At 73.7% G+C, this 20,606-nt stretch carries 23 protein-coding genes; 7 read left to right on the forward strand and 16 right to left on the reverse strand.

Going from position 1 to position 20,606, the window contains the following annotated elements; all coding sequences use genetic code 11:
- Positions 1–13: 13 nt before the first annotated feature.
- The 14 genes from HD597_RS22305 to HD597_RS22370 form a co-directional block, all read right to left on the reverse strand.
- Positions 14–970, reverse strand: coding sequence for a nuclear transport factor 2-like protein (locus tag HD597_RS22305; protein WP_253744618.1), 957 nt, complete (start codon positions 968–970; stop codon positions 14–16).
- 215 nt (positions 971–1,185) lie between these two features.
- Positions 1,186–2,925 carry an NB-ARC domain-containing protein gene (locus tag HD597_RS22310; RefSeq protein WP_253744619.1) on the reverse strand — a complete coding sequence of 580 codons (1,740 nt, stop codon included), beginning with the start codon at positions 2,923–2,925 and terminating at the stop codon, positions 1,186–1,188.
- Between the two features lie 124 nt (positions 2,926–3,049).
- Positions 3,050–3,421, reverse strand: a complete 372-nt coding sequence (locus HD597_RS22315) for a Zn-ribbon domain-containing OB-fold protein (RefSeq protein WP_253744620.1) — start codon at positions 3,419–3,421, stop codon at positions 3,050–3,052.
- The gene (locus tag HD597_RS22320) at positions 3,418–4,542 is read right to left on the reverse strand and encodes an acetyl-CoA acetyltransferase (protein WP_253744621.1); all 1,125 of its coding nucleotides are present in this window, start codon (positions 4,540–4,542) and stop codon (positions 3,418–3,420) included. Before HD597_RS22320 ends, HD597_RS22315 begins: the two co-directional genes overlap by 4 nt.
- The gene (locus tag HD597_RS22325; RefSeq protein WP_253744622.1) at positions 4,539–4,913 is read right to left on the reverse strand and encodes a MaoC/PaaZ C-terminal domain-containing protein; all 375 of its coding nucleotides are present in this window, start codon (positions 4,911–4,913) and stop codon (positions 4,539–4,541) included. Before HD597_RS22325 ends, HD597_RS22320 begins: the two co-directional genes overlap by 4 nt.
- Positions 4,895–5,365: an FAS1-like dehydratase domain-containing protein gene (locus tag HD597_RS22330; protein WP_253744623.1), complete on the reverse strand. Its 471-nt coding sequence runs from the start codon at positions 5,363–5,365 to the stop codon at positions 4,895–4,897. Before HD597_RS22330 ends, HD597_RS22325 begins: the two co-directional genes overlap by 19 nt.
- Positions 5,362–6,465, reverse strand: coding sequence for a RidA family protein (locus HD597_RS22335; protein ID WP_253744624.1), 1,104 nt, complete (start codon positions 6,463–6,465; stop codon positions 5,362–5,364). Before HD597_RS22335 ends, HD597_RS22330 begins: the two co-directional genes overlap by 4 nt.
- A complete protein-coding gene (locus HD597_RS22340; RefSeq protein WP_253744625.1) occupies positions 6,462–7,844 on the reverse strand; it encodes an MmgE/PrpD family protein in 1,383 nt (460 codons plus the stop codon). Before HD597_RS22340 ends, HD597_RS22335 begins: the two co-directional genes overlap by 4 nt.
- Positions 7,841–9,067 (reverse strand): CaiB/BaiF CoA transferase family protein, encoded by a 1,227-nt coding sequence (locus tag HD597_RS22345; RefSeq protein ID WP_253744626.1) that lies wholly within the window; start codon positions 9,065–9,067, stop codon positions 7,841–7,843. The genes HD597_RS22340 and HD597_RS22345 overlap by 4 nt, the downstream gene beginning before the upstream one ends.
- A complete protein-coding gene (locus HD597_RS22350) occupies positions 9,064–10,047 on the reverse strand; it encodes an LLM class flavin-dependent oxidoreductase (protein ID WP_253744627.1) in 984 nt (327 codons plus the stop codon). Before HD597_RS22350 ends, HD597_RS22345 begins: the two co-directional genes overlap by 4 nt.
- On the reverse strand, positions 10,044–10,733 hold the full coding sequence (locus HD597_RS22355) for an isochorismatase family protein (RefSeq protein ID WP_253744628.1): 690 nt from the start codon (positions 10,731–10,733) through the stop codon (positions 10,044–10,046). Before HD597_RS22355 ends, HD597_RS22350 begins: the two co-directional genes overlap by 4 nt.
- A 1-nt stretch (position 10,734) precedes the next feature.
- Positions 10,735–11,931: a CaiB/BaiF CoA transferase family protein gene (locus HD597_RS22360; protein WP_253744629.1), complete on the reverse strand. Its 1,197-nt coding sequence runs from the start codon at positions 11,929–11,931 to the stop codon at positions 10,735–10,737.
- 9 nt (positions 11,932–11,940) lie between these two features.
- Positions 11,941–13,350, reverse strand: a complete 1,410-nt coding sequence (locus HD597_RS22365; protein ID WP_253744630.1) for a dihydroorotase — start codon at positions 13,348–13,350, stop codon at positions 11,941–11,943.
- The gene (locus HD597_RS22370) at positions 13,347–14,165 is read right to left on the reverse strand and encodes an IclR family transcriptional regulator (RefSeq protein ID WP_253744631.1); all 819 of its coding nucleotides are present in this window, start codon (positions 14,163–14,165) and stop codon (positions 13,347–13,349) included. Before HD597_RS22370 ends, HD597_RS22365 begins: the two co-directional genes overlap by 4 nt.
- A gap of 107 nt (positions 14,166–14,272) precedes the next feature.
- Here HD597_RS22370 and HD597_RS22375 point away from each other — a divergent pair, with 107 nt between their 5' ends.
- The 5 genes from HD597_RS22375 (at position 14,273) to HD597_RS22395 (ending at position 18,700) form a co-directional block, all read left to right on the forward strand.
- Positions 14,273–15,067: a cyclase family protein gene (locus HD597_RS22375; protein WP_253744632.1), complete on the forward strand. Its 795-nt coding sequence runs from the start codon at positions 14,273–14,275 to the stop codon at positions 15,065–15,067.
- Between the two features lie 237 nt (positions 15,068–15,304).
- Entirely contained in the window at positions 15,305–16,435 is a 1,131-nt protein-coding gene (locus HD597_RS22380; RefSeq protein WP_253744633.1) for an acyltransferase family protein, read from the forward strand.
- Between the two features lie 69 nt (positions 16,436–16,504).
- On the forward strand, positions 16,505–17,671 hold the full coding sequence (locus HD597_RS22385) for an acyl-CoA dehydrogenase family protein (RefSeq protein WP_253744634.1): 1,167 nt from the start codon (positions 16,505–16,507) through the stop codon (positions 17,669–17,671).
- Between the two features lie 45 nt (positions 17,672–17,716).
- Positions 17,717–17,977 (forward strand): helix-turn-helix domain-containing protein, encoded by a 261-nt coding sequence (locus HD597_RS22390; protein WP_308210971.1) that lies wholly within the window; start codon positions 17,717–17,719, stop codon positions 17,975–17,977.
- Between the two features lie 81 nt (positions 17,978–18,058).
- Positions 18,059–18,700, forward strand: coding sequence for a LysE family translocator (locus tag HD597_RS22395; RefSeq protein ID WP_253744636.1), 642 nt, complete (start codon positions 18,059–18,061; stop codon positions 18,698–18,700).
- Here the strand turns inward: HD597_RS22395 and HD597_RS22400 are convergent.
- Entirely contained in the window at positions 18,644–19,120 is a 477-nt protein-coding gene (locus tag HD597_RS22400; RefSeq protein WP_253744637.1) for a YkvA family protein, read from the reverse strand. The two genes, HD597_RS22395 and HD597_RS22400, sit on opposite strands and share 57 nt — an antisense overlap.
- 174 nt (positions 19,121–19,294) lie before the next feature.
- On the opposite strand from HD597_RS22400, the gene HD597_RS22405 reads away from it, so the two are divergent.
- Both HD597_RS22405 and HD597_RS22410 read left to right on the forward strand, forming a co-directional pair.
- On the forward strand, positions 19,295–19,447 hold the full coding sequence (locus HD597_RS22405) for a hypothetical protein (RefSeq protein ID WP_253744638.1): 153 nt from the start codon (positions 19,295–19,297) through the stop codon (positions 19,445–19,447).
- Positions 19,448–19,565: 118 nt separating this feature from the next.
- A complete protein-coding gene (locus tag HD597_RS22410; protein ID WP_253744639.1) occupies positions 19,566–20,342 on the forward strand; it encodes an LLM class flavin-dependent oxidoreductase in 777 nt (258 codons plus the stop codon).
- Here the strand turns inward: HD597_RS22410 and HD597_RS22415 are convergent.
- Positions 20,339–20,599 (reverse strand): hypothetical protein, encoded by a 261-nt coding sequence (locus tag HD597_RS22415; RefSeq protein ID WP_253744640.1) that lies wholly within the window; start codon positions 20,597–20,599, stop codon positions 20,339–20,341. The two genes, HD597_RS22410 and HD597_RS22415, sit on opposite strands and share 4 nt — an antisense overlap.
- Positions 20,600–20,606 lie beyond the last annotated feature (7 nt).

The following is a 20,606-nucleotide window of genomic DNA, read 5'->3' on the forward strand; positions in this document are numbered from 1 at the left end:
CACGAGGCAGGAGTCACTGCTTGACCGCGAGCAGGCCGTACAGCTTGCTGATCTTCTCCTGGTCGGCGATGAGCGGCAGCGTGTCGAACGTCAGGTTCCAGTCGGTCACCTTGCCGTGCCGGTGGCCGAAGCGCTCGATGATGCCGAAGGTGATGTCACGACCCTGGCTGCGGACCGTTCCGTACCACTCCTGATAGGTGGCGTTCTTGGTGCGGACCGTCTGCCCTGGTTCGAGCTTGCCGGCGGGGGTGCCGTCCTGGTCGCCCTCGAATTTGCCGACCAGCTTGTTGATGTAGGCGAGCTTGGCGGATCGGGTACGCAGCGTGCGCCCGCCGAGCCCGACACCCGACAGCGGCGCCGCGCCGACGCCGTCCACCAGCGCCTCGGCGTTCTTGCCGTTCCAGGCGGCGGCGCGGGCGAGAAGGTTCTTGGTCAGCTCGCTCACGCGCGCCGGCTTGCGGGAAGCGCGTCCATCGGAGTCGGTGATACCACCGAACATGTTCTCCAGGCGCAGCTCCTCAGGAGTGATCGGGTTGAACCAGGTGAACCTGTCGTAGTAACGCCGTCCCTGCACCACGTCGCCGTCCTCGTTCAGCACGACGCGGTAGATGGCGGGGTAGTCGATGGTGTGGCCGTGCACCACGATCCGGTTGGCGGCGCCGTACATGACAGTGTCGCCGCCGATGGCGATGCGAGTCGGGCGCATGTTGAAGGACGGGACGAGCGTGAGGCTGCTGGAGATGGACTTCTTGATGTTCTCCCTGCCCTGGACGATCGGGCCGGCCGCCTCCCAGAGCGTGGCGTCCTGCGACCAGATCCTCTCGTATGCCGCTACCCGCTCGTCGAAGCCGTCCTCGGTACGCATGGCGCCGAAGGCGTTCTGCCGCCCGATGAAGGTGGCGGCCTGCGGGGTCATCCGCCCCTCGATCTCCGGGTGCGCCGGTTCCTGGGCTTGAGCCGGAGTGGCCATGACACCGCCGGCAAGAACGCCGGCAACAAGGGCAAGGCTGAGGTTTCGCTTCTTCATGACCATCATTCAGCCCCAAATCGCCCTTACCTGTCGATTACCTACCAGGTAGGCGGATTTCGGCCACTCAACAGCGACGCTGACCTTGCTGTGGGGCCGCAACGGCGTCCCACAGGCGACGCCGTCCTCACCCTGCCCCTCGATCAGGCCGCGCCCGCTCACCCCACGAGATGACGCCTGGCGGGTGCGGATCCAGGCAGGCGGGGCCGGCTGCGGAGGTGCTCGTCGAGTGCCAGTGCCCGGTGCAGGGCGGGCAGGGCGGCGGCGGGGTCGCCGGCCTGGGCGTGCGCCTGGCTGAGGCGGCGGTAGGCCAGGCACTGGACGTCGGCGGCGCCGAGGCGTTCCGCGGCGAAGACGGCGGTCTGCCAGATCTGGACGCGCTCGTGCACGTGGCCGCGGCGCCGGAGCATCTCGTCCATCGACCAGGCGATCCGCCAGGCGTCCTCGTTGCGGTCCTGGTCGGCGGTCCAGCGCAGGAGGGACAGCAGGCAGTCGTGTTCGGCGTCGAACCACTCCAGGGCGTCCTGCCCGGTCGTCAGCGGGGTGAGGTCGACGCCGTGGGCCGGTGGGTTCAGGGGGATCGGGCGGGTGTGCGGGGCCAGGGTGAGCCCGCCGCGGTGGGCGGTGTGCAGGTAGTGGTCGATCAGCCGGCTCAGCGCGGTGGCCGAGGAGGCGGGGTCGGCCTGCTCGATCGTGTACAGGCGGGTCAGGTCGTGCATGTGGTAGCGGCCCGGCCTGTGCTGGGTCACGAGGTGCGCGGCCTCCAGCAGGCGCATGAGGGTACGGGTGCGGGCGGCGGGGACGGCGGCCAGCGATGCCGCCGCGGCGAGGCCGACGTCGGGCACCGGTGCCGGGCCGAGCGCCAGGAACAAGCGCTTGGCGTCCTCGGCGAGGGTCAGGTAGGAGGCGTCGAGGGCAGCGTGCAGGCTGGAAGTGATCTCGCGGTGCGCGCAGGAGGCGGTGTCGTGCAGGCTGGAGGTGGCCTCGCGGTGCACGCGGGAGGTGGCGGCCTCGTGCGGGCTGTGGGCGGCCTCGTCGGGGGCCGGGGTGGTCAGGCGAGTGGTGGTGGTGCGTGGTCCGGACGTGAGGGCGTCCGGGGGCAGGTGGGGCCGGGCCGCGACGAGGGCGAGCGTCAGGGGCAGGCCGGCGCAGTGGCGCAGGAGGTCGCGGACCGCATGTGGCCGGGTGGCGCCGACTGTGCGGACGAGCAGCCGCGACGCCTCCTGCTCGCTCAGCCCTTCCAGCGCCAGCACCCGCCCGGGGACCGTCCCGCCCGGAGACCTGCGGCTGGTGACCAGGACGGCGCTGGAGGCGGTGCCGGGCAGCAGCGGCTCCACCTGCTCGACGGAGGCGGCGTCGTCGACCAGGACGAGCATGCGACGCCCGGCCACCATGCGGCGGTACAGCGCGGCCCGGGCGTCGGGCGCGGAGGGCAGAGTGCGGGGGTCGGCACCGAGCGCGACCAGGAAGCCGCGCACCGCGTCGTCCACCGTCACGGGCGGCGTCACGGGGTCGGAGCCGTGCAGGTTGACGTAGAGCTGCCCGTCCGGGAAGAGGCCGGCGTTGCGGTGGGCCCAGTGCAGGGCCAGCGACGTCTTGCCGACACCGCCTGTCCCGACGATCGCGACCACCGCCGCGGCTCCGTCCCGCGACGGGGTTCGGCCGAGCCCGCCCAGCTCAGCGCCGTCCCGCGACAGCGCCTCGTCGAGCCGGCTCAGCTCCGCCTCCCGCCCCTCGAACGGCTGACCGGACACTGCCGGCAACTGCGCGGGCGCCACGAACGGCTGCCCGGACACCACAGCGGACGACCCGGCGGACGACCCGGCGGACGACACGGCCGGGGTGGCCGGTGCCGGTTCGAGGGGCGGCGGGGCGGCGTGCGCCTGCTCGAACCACATGTGCGTCCCCAATGCGACCTCTTGCCCTGATCGTCCGCGCCGATGAAAGATCGACTGTAGCCGCTCACGCACGACGCAAGCGGATGAATCAGGCAAGTGGGTCCAGGGAACGCGACACGCCTCCTCAGCCGTCGCGCTCGAAGACCGGCAGGCGGCGGCCGTCGTCCAGGTCCCGCCAGGCCAGCCGGACGCGCTGGTCGCAGCACCACTCGGTGCCCCCGATCAGGTTCGTCAGCAGCACCGGCCCCTCGTCGAGCCTGACCCTGGCCACCACGTACGGCACCGGCCACCCCGGTGACGGCGGCCGGTGCACCACGGTGAAGGAGTCGACGGCGCCGCGCCCGGCCGACTCGTGCCAGGCCAGGCCGGTGCCGCCGCAGCCGGTGCACAGGGCGCGCGGGTAGTGCTGGAGGTGGCCGCAGCCCGTACAGGACTGGAGGAGCAGCCGGCTCTCGCGGGTGGCCGCCCACCAGGGGGCGGTGAGGTCGTCGCTCATCGGTCGGCTCCCAGCAGCACGGTGGCGTGGGTGGAGAGGATGCCGCCGACGCCGTGTGCGAGCGCGACCTCCACCCCGGGGACCTGGCGCGGGCCGCACTCTCCGCGCACCTGACGGACCGCCTCCACCAGCAGCAGCAGGCCGTACATGCCGGGATGGCAGTACGACAGCCCACCGCCCGTCGTGTTGAACGGCAGCCTGCGGGACCGTACGAGGTCGCCCGCCTCGCCCGGCCCGCAGAGGCCGAGCCCTTCCAGAGTGAGCAGGACGGTGATCGTGAAGGAGTCGTAGAGCTGGGCCACGTCCACGTCCGCCGGCCCGAGACCCGCGCGGGCGAACGCGCGCCGGCCCGCGTCGATCGTGCCCGTGCGCAGCAGGTTCGCGGGGGCCGCCATGCCGTCGTGGGTGGTGGACTCGCCGTATCCCAGCACGACGACGGGGTCGGTACGCAGGTCGCGGGCGCGTTCGAGGGTGGTCAGGACGAGGGCGGCGCCGCCGTCGGTGACCAGGCAGCAGTCGGCGGCGGTGAGCGGGCTGGAGATCATCGGCTGGGCGAGCACCTCCTCCACGGTGAGCGGGCCCGCACGGTGGCGGTAGGCCTTCGGGTTCAGCAGCGCCCATTCGCGGGCGGCCACCGCGACCTCGGCCAGGTCCTCGCGACCGGCCCCGCGCTCGTGCAGGTACCGCTGGGCGGCCATCGCGTAGTACGACACCGGGTACAGCGCTCCGTACGGCGCCTCGAACTCGGCCTGCGGCGTGTGCTCCTCCACCACCCCGCCCAGCGAGCGCGATCGGGCGCTGCGCTGGTTCGAGCCGTAGCTGACCAGGACGGTCGTGCACTGACCCGCCTCGATGGCCTGGACGGCGCGCGCCACGTACATCTCGAAGGCCGAGCCTCCGGCGAACGTGGAGTCCGTCCAGGCAGGCTGGATGCCCAGGTACTCGGCGACCTGCGCGGCCGAGAAGCGCGAGGCCCCCGCCGTGGCCAGGCCGTCGATCTCGGCGAGCGTGAGCCCGGCGTCCCGCAGCGCCCCGGTGACGGCCTGGGCCTGGAGGTGCAGGATGGACCTGCCGGTCACCCCGAGGTCGGATTCGGCGACGCCCACGATGGCGACGCTCATCCCGGCCGCACCGCCGCCCCGGCGGGCGCGACGGCCACCCTGCCGTCGCCGACGACCTCGACCTGCTGCTCGACGGTGATCAGGCCGCCGTCCCCGCCGGTGACGCGGCCGGTGCAGCGTACGGTCTCCCCGGCGAACACCATGCTCCTGAACCGGAAGCGCAGCCTGACGACGCGGGCGCGCGGGCCCAGCCAGTCCTGGAGCTGCTCGGCCAGCAGCGCGCCGAAGAGCTGGCCGTCCACCACCGGACGGTCCAGGCCCTCGGGGGCGTAGTGCAGCCGGTGCCAGTCCCAGGTGGCGCCCGCGTAGGCGATCATGTCGGGCAGCTCGATGCGGCGTTGCAGGGGCGGGATCAGGGTGCCGGGATCCATATCAGCGTCTCCTCGTTGACCGCCAGCAGGTCGCCGTGCTGGTTGGTGTAGGTGGCGCGGGAGATCACGAAGAGCTTGCCCGCCTTCTCCTGTACGTCCTGGACGCGCCAGGTGACGGTGATGACGTCACCGGGGCGTACCGGCTGGTGGAACTCGTAGGCGTTGCCGCCGCGCACCAGCCGCGCTCCGGGGACGTCCAGGTGCCACGAGTGCCCGGCGAACCCGTCGGCGTCCCTGGGCAGGCCGGTGTACTGGTTGGTCTCGCAGATCAGCGTGGGCGGGGCGACGACCCCGTCGTAGCCGTGGACGCGGGCGTAGGCGTCGTCGGTGTAGAGCGGGTTGTCGTCGCCCACGGCCTGGGCGAAGTAGCGCAGCGCGGCCCGGCCCAGCTCCTCGGGCGCGGTGTACGTCACCTCCCGGCCGATCATGGCCCTCAGCTCGTCGATCCTCATGGGAACACCGCCGTGGGGACGACCTCGATCAGGAACTCCGGGCGCAGCAGGGCCGAGCAGACCACCGAGGTGAGGACGTGCGTGCCGGGGAAGCAACGTTCGCGCAGCCCGTCCAGCTCGTGGTAGCGGGGCAGGGCGGCGGGGGTGACGTACTCGACGAGCCGCACCACCGCGCTTCCTGCCAGCCCGGCGGCGCGCAGCACCGACCCGATGGAGGCGTAGACGAACGCGGCCTGCGCGGGCAGGTCCCCGTCGTACAGCGCCTGCTGCGTGGCCGGGTCGAGGGCGCCGAAACCGGACATGAACAGCGTGTTCCCGGCGGCCACGGCCGGCTGGTAGGTGAGCGTGTCGTAGCGGGTCCAGCCGGGGTTGACGCCGCGCAGGGGGTGGCGGGAGGCGGTCGCGTCGAGCGCGACCATCGCGCCGTCGGTGACCGGGTGGTCGACCAGGATGCCGGCCGCGCCGGGGTAGCCGCCCGGGCTGCCGCCGAGCAGTTCCTTGCGGGGGCGGCCGCAGCGGGGGTAGTCGGCGCGGGTGGCCGTGGCGGTGTAGTCGGTGGTGCGGACCAGCGCGTGCAGGCCGGTGCCGGCCGCCCGCAGGAGGTGGGCGGCCGTTTCGAGGCAGGAGCGGTACTGGTCGCGGAAGCCCGCTGTCAGGTCGGCGGGCAGGACGAGCGGCAGGTACACGATCTCGTCGGCCACCGTGACCACGCCCGAGGGGGTGGTGATGCGGTGTCCGCCGCCGGGGTGGGCGGTGATCTCGACGGCGATGCGGTCGTCCGGGGTGATCAGCCGTTCGACCGGCACCCGCGACACGGTCACCCCGCCCAGCCCTGCCGCCTCCCGCGCCGCCACGTCAGCCGCGCTTCCACCGCCCGGTCGCGCGCCGTCGGACCGCGCATCGCCCGGCTGTGCGTCACCCGACCGTGTGTCGTCCGGGCTCCTGTCGCTTGGGGTGAGGTACTCGATCACCTGCACCACGTCGGCCGCGCTCAGCCCGGCCCGGGCGAGCGCCGCCGCGGCCCGCGCGTACGCCTCGGCCGCCGTGGGCGCGGGCAGCGCGGGTAACCGCACGGTGCCGTGCGCGACGGACACGTTCATGGCCTCTCCTGTCCGGCCGCGAGCCCGGCCATCAGCGTCGTCACCTCAGGCAGCTCCTCCAGCCGCCGCAGCGCCCCGATCATCGCGGCAGGCAGCCCGTTGGCCAGCGCCTTACGCCGGACCAGCTCGTCGACCGCCGGATCATCCGGCCCACCCGAGCTACGGGCCACCTGACCGGTCACCTGCCTCCCCCCGGCGCAGGACACCCGCAGCAGCCCCGGCTGGTCGGCGGCGACACCGGGAGAGCCGACCACCTCGTGCGTGATCCGCCCGGCCAGCGCCACCACCTCCGGCCGTTCCACGCGCTCGTAGGTGCGCACGCTCACCTCACCGTCGAGCAGCATCGCCGCGACGCTCCACGGAAGGCTGAACTTCGCCTCGTACGACGTACGCGGCCGCTCCTTGCCTGGCCCGCACACGATGGCCGCCGCGTCGGGATGCACCTCGGCCACGACGCTCTCGACGGCGTCCGGGGTGCCGAGCGTCGCGGCGGCGTCGAGGGCGGCGTGCAGGAGCTGGCAGGCGGGATACGGCTTGATCGTGATCCGGCTGACCTCCCACACCTCCCCCAGCCCGGCCGCCGGGCGCACCCCCGCCCTGCCGAGCAGCGCGCCGTACAGGCCGTGCTCGCCTTCCAGCACCGTGCCGGGACCGGTGGCCCCGGCCCTGGCCAGGCGGGCCGCGAGAATGCCGGCGTGCGCGGCCAGCCCGGGATGCAGCCGCTTGGTGTCGGCCCCGGTGCTCAGGAACTCCAGCAACCCGCCCGCCTGGCTGCCCGCGATGCCGAGCGCGTGCACCGCCTGCGGCGGCGTCAGCCCGTACAGGCGGGCCGCGACCAGGGCGGCGGCGAGCACGCCGCACGCGGAGGTGGCGTGCAGCCCGCGCGCGTGGAAGCCGTGCGGCACCGCGGCCCCGAGCCGGCAGATCGCCTCGTACCCGGCCAGCGCCGCCACCAGCACCTCGCCCCCGGACGCTCCGGTCTCCTCCCCCACCGCGAACGCCGCGGGCAGCACCGGCGCGGTGGCGTGCACGAGCCCGCCCGCGTGGGTGTCGTCGAAGTCGAGTGCGTGCACGAGGGTGCCGTTGGCCAGGGCGGCGGCGGGGGCGCCGACCCGGTGCCGGGTCCCGATGACCGTGGCCTCGGGCGGGCCGCCGAGGCCCAGCGCCACCTCCACGGCGGGCGCCGCGTGCGGCCCTCCGGCGACGGCGCAGCCGAACCCGTCGAGGAGGTGCCGGATCGCCGCCAGCCGGGCGCGCGCGGGGACCGCGTCCAGGGTGAGCCCGAGCGCCCAGCCCGCGAGCGTGCCGGCCTCCGTCTCGGAAGCCCCCCGACACTCGGCCTCCGTCTCGGAAGCTCCCCGACGCCCGGCCTCCGTCATGGGCTCTCTCCGGCGACGTGACCGAACGCGCCCGCCGCGCGCAACTCGGCGAAGCGTTCCGCCGGGTAGCCGAGCAGCCCCCGCACGACCTCCTCGGTGTGCTCCCCCCGCCGCGGCGCCCGCCGGTGCTCGACCGGCCCCTGCCCCACCCGTACGGGCGAGGCGAGCTGCCGCAACGCCCCGTACCGCGGATGATCGGTCTCAACGACCAGCCCCCGGGCGGCGGTGTGCGGCTCGCGCAGCGCCTGGCGCACGTCGTTGACCGGCCCGCTGGGGATGCCGGCCGCCCTCAGCTCCGCCAGCCACCACGCCACGCTCCTGCCGCGGAAGATCGCGGCCAGCCGCGGCAGCAGGTCGACGGCGTGGCGGCGGCGCGCCTCGAAGCCGGCGTAGCGGGGGTCGGCGGCGAAGCCCGCGCCCGGCGACTCGCGGTCGAGGATGGCCGCCAGTCGCTGCCAGAACTTCTCCTTGGCGCACCCCACCACCAGCCACCCGTCGGCGGCCTCGAAGCTCTGGAACGGCACCAGCGACGGATGCGCGGAGGACGCCGTGCGGGCCGGGACGTAGGAGGTGTTCAGCGCCCAGGTGCCGACGTAGGTGAGCATGCCGATGGCGGTGTCGTACAGCGACAGGTCGCAGTCCATGCCGGTGCCGTCGCGCCGGGCGGCGTGCACCCCGGCCAGCAGCGCGATCGCGGCGACGAGCCCGCCGGAGTAGTCGACCAGGGACAGACCGGACTTGGCGGGCGGCCCCGACGGCTCGCCGGTGAGGTCCATCCAGCCGGCCAGCCCCTGGAGGATGTAGTCGTAGCCGGGCTCGGCGGCGCGCGGCCCCGTCGTCCCGAAGCCGGTCAGTGAGCAGCAGACGATGCGCGGGTTGAGGTGCTTGAGGTCGGCGTAGCGCAGCCGCATCTTGGCGGGCACGTCGCCGCGCAGGTTGGAGTAGACGGCGTCGCCGTGCCGGACGAGGTCCTCGAAGACCGCGCGGCCGGCCGGGATGGACAGGTCCAGCGAGATGGATCGTTTGTTGCGGTTGAACGTCTCGAAGAACAGCGAGTCCTCCTCATCCGCATAAGGAGGGACATAGCGGCCGACATCGCCGCCGACGCGCGGGTCCTCGATCTTGATGATCTCGGCGCCGAGGTCGGCCAGGTGCACGCTGCCGAACGGCCCGGCGCCGTACTGCTCCAGGCTGACGACGGTGACGTCCTCCAGGGCTCTCATAACGTTCCGATCAGCTCGATGATGCGGGCCTGGTTGCGGCGGACCTGCTCCGGCGGGTTGCCGTGCACGGCCGGGGTGAGCTTGACCGTGTCGGCCAGCCCCGCGTAGCCGGCCAGCCGCTCGGCCACCTGGTCGGGCGTGCCCGCCAGGACGAGCGGGTCGATCATCCGGTCGGGTACGTCGGGCCGCTCGCCGGCGCGGAAGGCGGTGACCGCGGCGGCGTGCTCCGCGGCCAGGTCGTGGAAGGCGAAGAAGTCGCGGTAGGTGGCGACGCCGGCGTAGAAGGCGAGCGTGCCGGCGGCGCGGCGGCGGGCGGTGGCCGGGTCGGGGTCGATCGAGCAGCAGGCGGACACGACCACGTCGAGCTCCTCGCGGTCGCGGCCGTCCAGGCCGGCGGTCAGGTTCGGCAGCACGCGCTCGCGCAGGTAGGCGGGCGAGCACAGCTCGTGGGAGAGCCAGCCGTCGCCGATGCGGCCGGCGAGCCTGGTCAGCCGCGGCCCGACGGCGGCCAGGTAGATGGGGATGCGGGTGCGGACCGGCTCGTGGGGCCGGTGGAAGCCGGGGGCGTGCAGGCGCTGGCACTCCCCCTCGTACGTCATCGGCCCGCCCGCGACGACGGCGCGGATCACCTCGACGGTCTCGCGCAGCCGGGTGAGCGGCCGGTCCCAGGGGACGTTGTGCCAGGTCTCGTTCAGCCGGCGGGTGCCGGTGCCCAGGCCGAGGACGAGGCGGCCGCCGGTCAGCTCGTCCAGGTCGAGGGCCTCCAGCGCGGTCACCAGGGGGCTGCGGGTGAAGGCGAGCGCGACGGCGGTCCCGACGCCCGCGCGGGTGAGCGTGCCGGCGACGGCGGCGGCGCTGACGGTGGCGCTGCGGTGCAGCTCGGGCACCCAGACGACCTCGGCTCCGGCCTCCTCGGCGGCGCGGGCGGCACCGGTCAGCTCCGCCAGCGTCTGCCCCCACGGGCCGTAGGTGATCCTCACGGCGTCTCCCGCCCGAGCGGCCTCTCCCGCCCGAGCGGCGTCTCCCGCCCGAGCGGCGTCTCCCGCCCGAGCGGCGTCTCCCGCCCGAGCGGCGGCTTTCGGCCGAGCCGGTCGAGGACGGACTGCTCCTCCCACACCTCGCCGTACTTGGCCTGGATGTCGTACAGGCTGGCCTCGTGCGAGGCGGGCGTGCGGTCGCCCACGGCCTGGCGCACCACGATCGGCACGAACCCGTGCTGGACGGCGTCCACGACGCTGGCCCGCACGCAGCCGCTCGTGGAGACGCCCGCGATGACCAGGGTGTCCACGCGCAGCGCGGTGAGCGTGGAGGCGAGCGTGGTGCCGAAGAACGCGCTGGCGTACTGCTTGACGATGACGACCTCGCCCTCGTCCGGTGCGACCTCGGGCATCAGCCGCCCGGCGGGGCCGTGCAGGTCGCGCAGCGGCGTCGCCTTGCGGTAGAACAGGCCGCCGTCGAGGCCGCCGGGGGTGTGCGCGACCCGGGTGTGCAGGACGGGCACGCCCGCGCGGCGGGCCGCGGCCAGCACGCGCGCGGCCGAGTGCAGGCAGTCCCGCGAGCCCACGTAGAGGCCGGCGTCCGGCTCGAAGTAGGCCGCCATGAGGTCGACGAGGATGAGCGCGGGCCGCTCGCCGAACGGCAGGACACCGTCATAGGGGTCGTCCATGTCAGATGATCCCCTTCTCTCGCAGTGCGGCCCGCTCCTGGGCGGACAGGCCGAGCAGCCCGCCGTAGACCTCGTCGTTGTGCTGGCCGAGGGCCGGCCCGGCGGTGCGGACCGCTCCGGGGGTGGCCGACAGCTTCGGCACGACGTTCTGCATGGCCAGCTCGCCGAACTCGGGGTGCGGGACGCGCACGATGGCCTGGCGGGCGGCGAAGTGCGGGTCGGCGAACATGTCCTTGGCCGTGTAGATGCGCCCGGCCGGCACGCCGCCCTCGTGCAGCGTACGCAGCAGGTCCCCGGCGGGCAGCGTCGCCGTCCAGCCGGCCACGAGCGCGTCCAGCTCCGCCATGTGCTCACCGCGCGCGCCGTGCGTGGCGAAGCGGGGATCGGCGGCCAGCTCCGGCCGGTCCATGACGCGGGCGAGGCGGGCGAAGACGCTGTCCTGGTTGGCGGCGATGAGGATGGACTCGCCGTCAGCGGTCGGGTAGACGTTGCTGGGTGAGACGTTCGGCAGGACGGGGCCGGTACGTTCGCGCTGGTAGGAGGCCTGCTGCCATTCGGGCAGGAGCGACTCCATCATGGCCAGCACGGCCTCGTAGATCGCGGAGTCCACGACCTGGCCCCTGCCGCTGCGCTCGCGTTCGTGCAGCGCGACCAGGGTGCCGACGCAGGCGTGCGTGGCGGCCAGGGAGTCGCCGAGCGAGATCCCGGCCCGGGAGGGCGGCCTGTCGGGGTCACCGGTGACGTGGCGGATGCCCCCCATCGCCTCGCCGATCGACCCGTATCCGGCGCGCGGGGCGTACGGGCCGGTCTGCCCGAAACCGGTCACCCTGGTGATCACCAGCCGCGGGTTGATCGCGTGCAGCTCCTCCGGTGACAGGCCCCAGCGTTCCAGCGTGCCGGGCCGGAAGTTCTCCAGCAGCACGTCCGCCCCGGCCACCAGCCGTTTGACCAGGTCCTGCCCCTCGGGCGTGCGCAGGTCGCAGGTGACGGACTTCTTGTTGCGCGCCACGACCGGCCACCACAACGACCGCCCGTACGGCTTCTCCCTGCCCCACTGGCGCATCGGGTCGCCGCGCCCGGGGTCCTCCACCTTGATCACCTCGGCGCCGAAGTCGCCGAGCAGTTGCCCGCAGAACGGGCCGGCCAGGAGCTGGCCGAGTTCGACGACGCGCACGTCGTCCAGAGGCAGCGCGCTCATGTCGTTCCCTCAGCGGTGCAGGTAGGAGCCGGACGGCTCGCCGGCGGTCTTGCCCTCGTGGAAGGCGACCCGCCCGCCGACGACCGTGGTCACCGGCCAGCCGGTCACCCGGACGCCCTCGAACGGGCAGTGGTCCTGCCCCGACAGCAGCAGGTCCGTGGTGACGGTCCTGGTCAGCGCCGGGTCCAGGACGGTGAGGTCGGCGTCGAACCCGACGGCCAGGCCGCCCTTGCGTCCCCACAGGTTGAAGGCGCGGGCGGGGTTGGCGGCAGCGACCTCGGCGATCCTGGTCAGCGGCAGGCCCCGCCGCAGGTGCCCTTCGGAGAACAGCACGGGATACAGCAGCGCCGTGCCGCCGAACCCGGGCCGCGCCGGCCACAGGTCCTCGCCCTTGTGCTCCTCCAGGCAGCAGGCGTGGTCGGAGGCGACCCAGTCGATCCGCCCGTCGGCCACGCCCGCCCACAGCGCCTCGTTGTGCTCGCGGGTGCGGATCGGCGGGTTGACCTTGCCGCCCAGGCCGCCGCGCGCGTCCAGGTCGTCGTGGTCGAGGCACAGGTGGTGCAGGGTGGTCTCGCGCCTGGCGGGGGTGCCGGCGGCCGCCCGGAGCGCTTCGGCGCTCGACAGGTGCAGCAGGTTGATCTCGACGCCGGTGTGCCCGGCGAGCACGGCGGCCTCGGCAATGGCGAGCTGCTCGGTCAGGGGCGGGCGGGCCTGGGCGTAGGCGCGCAGGTTCTGGGGGGCGCCGCCGGCGCGTACGCGGTCGATGAAGACGCGCATCAGCTCCGACTGCTCGCAGTGCAGGCTCAGCGACAGCCGCAGGCCGGGGTGGTCGGCCTGCGTCGCGGCCAGCTTCTCCATGATCAGGTAGAGGTGCCCGAGGTCGTACTCGTCGCTCATGGTGAACGCCCGGGCGTCGCGGCTGTTGGCCGCCAGGTCGAAGCCCTTGTAGAACATGTAGTACTTGAACGAGGTGATACCGTGCCCGGCGACGAGGGCGGGGATCTCGTCGATCTGGCCGGTGGTCATCGGCGCCAGGTGGAAGCCGTAGTCGGTCCACGCGCGCCCGGCGACCGCCGCCAGCACCTCGGGGAAGATCGTCTCGTACGGGCCGGTCCTGTCGAGGTAGTGCTGTCCCGTACGGAAGTAGGACAGCACGGTCGTCGCCCCGCCGACCAGGCTGGAGCGGGTCTCCTCGAAGGCGTCCACGCCCAGGTCGCGGTAGATCCCCAGGTGGAAGTGGGCGTCCACCGCCCCCGGTAACACGATCTTCCCGGTGGCGTCGATCACCTCCCCGCCGCCGTCGAGGTCCTCGCCGATCGCGACGATCCGGCCGCCCCGTACGGCCAGGTCGGCGCGGACCTCGCCGTGGTACGGCAGGACCAGGGTTCCGCCCTTGACGAGCAGGTCGTATCGCATCATGGTGCCCCTTCCGCGGCGGCGTGGCCCATCCGGGCCGACAGTGTGCGGGTGGTCTCCAGCAGCGCCCGCGCGCACCGCTCCTCCTCGCCGCGGAAGCGCTCCAGCGGCCCGCACACGCTGATCACCCCGGCCGGCCGCCCGTGGTGGTCGAGCACGGGCGCGGCGACGGAGGCGGAGCCCGGCTGCCGCTCGGCCTGGGAGCGGGCGTAGCCGCGGCGCCGCACGGCCGCCAGGTCCGCGCGCAGCGCGCCCTCCTCGACGGGTGTGCTCCCGGTCAGCCGGGTCAGCGGCTGCGTGGCGAAGTAGTCGTCGATCTCCTCCTCGGCTAGGAACGCCAGGAACGCCCGCGAGGAGGCGCCGGCGTGCAGCGGGTACGGCACGCCGAGCGTCACCGACATGATCACCTCGCGGCTGGGGGTCACCTGGTCGACGTAGACGCGCGCGTACCCGGTGCGGATGGACAGCGTGGCCGTCTCCGACAGCGCCGTGGACAGGGCGACCAGCTCGGGCGCGGCGAGCCTGCGCAGGTCCAGCCGGTCGAGGTAGGCCAGGCCGAGCCGCATGGCGGTCAGGCCGAGCGAGTAGCGCCTGCTCTGCTCGTCCAGGTCGATCAGGCCGCGCAGCCGCAGCGAGGCCAGGATCCGGTGGACCGCGGCCTTCGACAGCTCCAGCCGCTCGGCGATCTCGGTGACGCCGAGGGTGCGCGCGGCCGGGTCGGCGAACAGCACGAGCACGTCGGCGGCGCGCTCGACGGTCGCGACGGTCTGGCTGGCGCCGTCCGCGCCGCGGCGGCGGGGGTGCTCGGTCGTCGGCATGAGAAAGGTCCCTGCTGCTCGGCCGGTGGCCTTCTCGCCGGTCGGCTCCTGTCGTACAGTGTGGAACAGCTTTCCTCGTATTGGAACACCCTGGAGGGGGTCGTCTCGTGCGAGCTCCGTGGGAGGCGCTGGCCGGAGCCGAGGTGTTCGACCTGGCTCAGCCGATGCGCACCGGCATGCCGCAGTCGCCCAGCCATGTGCCGTTCCGGATGGTGCTGGAGCGGCGCCACGGCGACGTGGTGCGCGCCGGCGGCGGGTCGGCGGCCAACGAGGTCATCGTCACCGGCGGCCACGTGGGCACCCACGTCGACGCGCTGGCCCACGTCTCGCAGGAGGGCAGGCTGCACGGCGGGCGCGAGGCGGCGCCGGTGCAGGGCCACCAGGGGTTCACGGCGCTGGGCATCGACGCCTTCGAGCCGTACGTGGGCCGGGCCGTGCTGCTCGACGTGGCCGCCGTGCACGGCGTCGCCGCGCTGCCGCCCGGCTACGAGATCACCCCTGCCGACCTGGACAGGGCCGCGGACGGGCTGTCACCGCAGCCGGGTGAGGCCGTGCTGATCGGCACGGGCTGGTCGCGGCACTGGGGCGAGCCCGAGCTGTTCACCGGCCAGGTGCACGGCGCGCCCGGTCCGGGCGAGGCGGCCGGGCGCTGGCTGGCCGAGCGGCGCCCGCGCCTGGTGGGGGCCGAGAGCATCGCCTTCGAGCACATCGCGCCCGGACGCGGTCACGCGACGCTGCCGGTGCACAGGATCCTGCTGGTCGAGGCGGGGATCAACATCGTGGAGACCATGCGCCTGCAGCCGCTGCTGGACGCCGGCCACCGCGAGGTCCTGCTCATCGTCAACCCGCTGCCGCTGGTCGGCGCGACGGGCGCGCCCGTCAGGCCCCTGGCGCTGGTCTGACGCGCCCCGGTCGGGGGCGTGCCGGTCGGGGGCGTGCCGGTCAGGGACCGCCGGCGCTGGTCCGAAGGCGGTGGTCCGAAGGCGGTGGTCAGGCCGTCGGGGGCGCGGTCCGTTGCGTGCAGGTTCCGTACGGGGGTGTGCCTAGGCCCACCCCTGTGTGCGTCCAGGTGCATACCGGCTCGTCTCCGCTCTTTCTAGCGTCGGGATCACGCCCGACGACTCGAAACGGAGTGCGCCATGAGAACCGACCCCCGTCCCGCGCCGCCCACCCGGGGCAGCGCGTCCCCGCCCCGGCTGTGGTTCGCCGACAACCTGCGGATCCTGCTGACCTCGCTGGTGGTCCTGCACCACATCGCCGTCATGTACAGCGGGCTGCCGCTGTGGTACTACGTCGAGCCGCCGACCGGCGCGGCGGCCGGGGCCGTCCTGGCGATCTTCGTGGTGGTGAACCAGGCGTGGTTCATGGGGGCGTTCTTCCTGCTGTCCGGCTACTTCACGCCCGGCTCCTTCGACCGCAAGGGCCCCGGCGCGTTCCTGCGCGACCGGCTGGTCCGCCTGGGGATCCCCCTGGTGGTCTTCTACTTCGTGCTCAGCCCGCTGCTGCACGCCGGCTCCTTCCCGGGCGGCTCGCCGCTGGAGACCTATCTGGACACGATCGGCACCGGGCCGCTGTGGTTCGTGCTCGCGCTGCTCGTCTTCGACGTCTGCTACGCCGCCTTCCGCGTGGCCGTCGCCCGGCGGGCGCCGCGTGAGCGGGCCGCCCGGCCGCCCGCGTTCCCCATGGTGCTCGCCTTCGTGGCGGTGCTGGCCCTGGCCACGTACGCGCTGCGGATCGTGCTGCCGTCGGGCACCTGGGTGCCGGGGATCGACTTCCCGAGCAGCGCCTACCTTCCCCAGTACGCCGCCTTCTTCGTCGCCGGCGCCGTGGCGTACCGGCGCGGCTGGTTCCTCACCGTCACCCCCCGCATGGGCTGGGCCGGGTTCGGCCTGGCCGCCGGGGCCAGCCTGGTGTTCCTGCCGCTCGCGCTGGCCGGCGGGCTGGAGGCGTGGATGGGGCACGGCACGCTGAGCTCCCTGTTCTTCGCGCTGTGGGACTCGGCGTTCGCGGTCGGCGCCGTGATCGCGCTGCTCGCCTTCTTCCGCCGCAGGCTGGACGGCCAGGGGCCGCTGGGCCGCTACCTGTCGGCCCACGCGTTCACCGTGTACGTGATCCACGCGTTCGTGGTGACTGCGGCGGGTCTGGCCCTCGGCGCCCTGGCGTGGCCGACGCCGGCGAAGTTCGCGCTCGTGGCCGCCGTGGCGCTGCCCGCCTGCTTCGCGCTGGCGGGCCCGATCCGGCGGCTGCCAGGCGTCCGCCGCGTCCTGTGAAGGTGTGGCGTCCGCGCGAACCGGCGGAGTAGAGTTCCCGAAGATCACAATATAGGGGGTCTCGTCGACATGACCGGCACTCCGCGACTTCACCGGGCGGGCCCGGCCCTGCTCCAGCGGGCCCGCGGCCTGCGCCCCCTGATCGAGCACGAGGCCGGCCAGGCCGAGGCGCAGGGCAGGCTCACCGCCCCCGTCGTCGACGCCCTGCACGAGACCGGCGTCTGCGGCATGTGGGTGCCCGCGCCGCTCGGCGGCGCGGAGCTGTCGCCCAGGGAGTTACTGGCCGTCATCGAGCAGCTCTCCTACGCCGACGCCTCCACCGGCTGGGTCGCGATGATCACCACGCTCGAGAACGGCGCGGCGGGCGCCTACCTCGGCGACGAAGCCGTCGAGCACATGTACAAGGGCCCCCGGATGCCGCTGCTGGCCGGCCAGGGCACCCGCCCGGGCACCGCCGCGCGGGTGGCCGGCGGCTACCGGCTGACCGGCCGGTGGAGCTTCGGCTCCGGCATGCTGCACGCCCAGTACACCCACAGCCTGGCCATCGTCGAGGACACCGGCGAGCCCCGGATGTTCGTCACCCCCGTCGAGGACATCACCATGCTCGGCAACTGGGACGTGCTGGGCCTGCGCGCCACGGGCAGCATCGACTACGCCATCGACGGCGTGTTCGTGCCGGAGCCTTACACCCATCCCTTCGCCCTGGACGAGCCGCGCCGCGGCGGTGCGATCTACCGGCTCGGCCTGCTCGACCAGGCCCTGCTCTGCCACTCCGGCTGGGCGCTCGGCGTCGGCCGCCGCCTGCTCGACGAGCTGATCGGCCACGTGGGGGCGCGGGCGGGGCGGCCCGGGCAGCTCGCCGGCAGCGACGCCTTCCACACCGGCTTCGCCCGCGCCGAGGCGACGTTCCGGGCCGCAGCGGCGCTGGTGCACCAGACGTGGGACGACACCGAACGCGTCCTGGAGTCCGGCGGGCGGCTCGACGTGCGCCAGGAGACCCTGGTACGGCTCGCGCTCAACCACATCACCTCCACCGTCGCCGAGGTGGCCCGCTTCGTCTACGCCTCGGGCGGCACCTCGGCGCTGCGCGAGGGGCCGATCCAGCGGCTGTTCAGGGACGTGCACGCGGGCACCGCGCACATCACCTCCGGGCCGGCGGCGCTCGCCGAGTGCGGCCGCGAGCTGGCCGGCCTGGCGCCCGGCGAGGCCTGGGCCGTCCTCGGCCTCGAGGCCTGACCACCTTCCGACCACCTGAGAGTTCCTTCACCCACCCGCGCCCGCATCCGCGAGGCCGCCATGGCCCTGTTCGCCGAGCAGGGCGTCAAGGCCACCACCATCCGCGGCGTCGCCGAGGCGGCCAAGGTCTCCCCCGGCCTCGTCCAGCACCACTTCGGCACCAAGGAGGCGCTGCGGCTGGCCTGCGACGAGTACGTCCTGGCCTACGTGCGCCGGCAGGTCACCGCCGGCATCACCGACCGCAATCTGGAAAAGGCGGCGGGCCTGGCGTTCCTGCGCCGCCGCGACCTGGCGCCCACGTCCTGAGCCCCACCGGCGCTTGAGGCTTTCTCCAGCCCTGCGAGGATGGCATCGGGTCCACGACACTCGAGGAGGAGGGAGGACCCGATGCTGAGTGCCATGATCGCCTTCGCGGTCGCGTCTCTGCTGGTGTCCATGATCCCCGGGCCCACCACCGTGGTGATCCTGCGCCAGTCCATCCGTTCGGGCCGGTCGGCGGGCGTGGCGACCGTGCTGGGCAACGAGACCGGCTGGCTGCTGTGGTGCCTGGCGGCCGCCTTCGGCCTGTCGGCTCTGCTGCTGGTCTCCGAGCTGGCCTTCGACGTCATGCGCATCGCCGGCGCGCTCGTGCTGGTCTGGTTCGGCGCGAGGATGGTGTGGCAGGCCTGGCGCGGCCCGTCCGGGAGCCGGCCCGGGAGCCCGCCCGCTCCGCCGCCCGCCGCCCCTTCCCTGTGGAGCTGCTACCGCTCCGGGTTGCTGACCAACCTGGCGAACCCGAAGGCCGGGGTGTTCGCCCTGTCCTTCCTGCCGCAGTTCGTGCCCGAGGGCGCTCCCGCGATGCCGGCGCTTCTCCTGCTGGCGGTGGCCTCGACCCTCATCGACCTGGTCTGGTATCTGGGGATCGTCCGGCTGGTGGTCGCGGCCGAGCGGTTCTTCCGGCGGCCCGCCGTGCGCCGCTGCCTGGAGTACGTGTCAGGAACGCTGCTGATCGGCCTCGCCGTCCGCCTCGCGCTGACGAGCAGGCCCTGACGGGGAGCCCCTGTCGAGCCCGGTCAGCCGGACAAGCGCGGCGAAGCCGTCGTCGGTGCCCGGCCAGTGCCGGCGGACGGCCTCCAGGCCGGAACGGCGGACCACGGAACGCAGCACCGCCGTGACGATGATGGCGTCGTCGGCGTACCCGAGAACCGGGATGAAGTCCGGCACCAGGTCCAGCGGCAGGGCCAGGTAGGCCAGCAGCAGCCCGAGCCGCACCCGCACCCCGCGGGGCAGGCCGGGGTCGGCGGCCAGGCGGCGCACCAGGCGCAGCACGTCGGGCAGCAGCCGCAGCGCCTCCCGCAGCAGGTTGCCGCGCGGCCGGACGACCGCCAGCGCGCAGATCAGCGCCAGCCAGGAGACCAGCAGGGCGGCCCCGATCCCGATCAGCAGATCCCAGCCCCACGATCCGGTCATGCCCGCTCCCTCCGGTGGGGGGCGGTGGACGCGCCGATCGACACCCTGCCCTGCTCCTCCCGATCGTCTGTCACCCGCTCACGCTACGCCCCTGCGCCGGAGGCCCGGAATACGGCGTGGGGCACGACTGTTCCCATCCATCAAAGATTCAACTTCTGACAGAGGGAACTTCTGATGGCCATCGCATTCATGCTCGTCATGAGCCTCATCGTGGGCGGCTTCCTCACCGGCGCGATGATCGCTGTCGTCCTGAACGGCATCAGGGACCGCCAGTGGCCCGTCCTGTCGCGGCGGCGCGTGGTCTACCGCGGCTTCATCCCCCGCTGACCCCGCCGGACCCCTGGTTCGGGCCGGCGACGTCCCCGGACACCCCGGGACGAACACGACCGCGGGCAGGCGGTGCGCCGCCGCAAGCCGGCGATCATCCACCGCATAGCCTTGACCCATGGTGCGCTTCGCTATCGGCCTGCCCAACGTCGGCGAGTTCGGGGACCCCACCCTCCTGACCGAGCTCGCCGTCGCCGCCGAAGAACACGGCTGGGACGGCGTCTACCTCTGGGACCACCTCCTCTACCACGACCCCGGCTGGCCTGTCGCCAACCCCACCGTCACCCTGTCGGCCATCGCCGCCCGCACCCACCGCATCCGCCTGGGCATCCTCATGACCGCGCTCCCACGACGACGTGTCCAGACCGTCGCCAAGGAGACCGCCGCCCTCGACAGGCTCTCCGCGGGCCGGCTCGTCTTCGGCGCCGGCCTCGGCTCCATGGACACCGAGTACACCGACTTCGGCGAGGACCCCGACCTGAAGACCCGCGCCGCCAAGCTCGACCGCGGCCTCGACGACCTCACCGAGCTGTGGCAGCGGCTCCTGCCACAGCCTGTCCAGCGGCCACGCGTCCCCATCTGGTGCCCCGGACGCTGGCCCACCCGCGCCGGCTTCCGCCGGGCCGCCCGGTGGGACGGCGCCATGCCCACCTTCCACCAGTACGGCCAGGACCGCCCCGTCCCCCCGCCGGAGTTCGCCCAGGTCGTCGACTTCCTCACCGAGCAGCGCGGCTCCCTCGACGGCTACGACATCGCCCTCGAAGGACGCGCCGCCGACGGCCACGTCGAGGCCTACACCGCGGCCGGCATGACCTGGTGGATCGAGGCCATGGGCTGGTGGCGCGGCGGCGTCCAGGACGCCCTCGCCACCATCACCGCCGGCCCGCCCCGCTAGGGCCCCGATCGCGGCGCCTCGATCGGTCCCGGCGCCTGGCGCTCGCCTGGAGTGACCACGCAACCATGCAGCACCAGCAGGCCGGCACCCGCGAGCAGGCGGAGCGGCACAGGGCTGTCGGAGGCCCGCAGCAGGCTCAGCGACACCAGGCCGAGCGGCAGTGCCAGCAGCACGGCGAGCACGGCGTCGGCGCCCACCTGATGCCGGTTGAGCAGCGAGTCCACCACCGCGCCGGCAGGGGACGGGGACTCTCGCATGCCCACC

The organism is Nonomuraea thailandensis, from assembly GCF_024172165.1.
Classification (GTDB): domain Bacteria; phylum Actinomycetota; class Actinomycetes; order Streptosporangiales; family Streptosporangiaceae; genus Nonomuraea; species Nonomuraea thailandensis.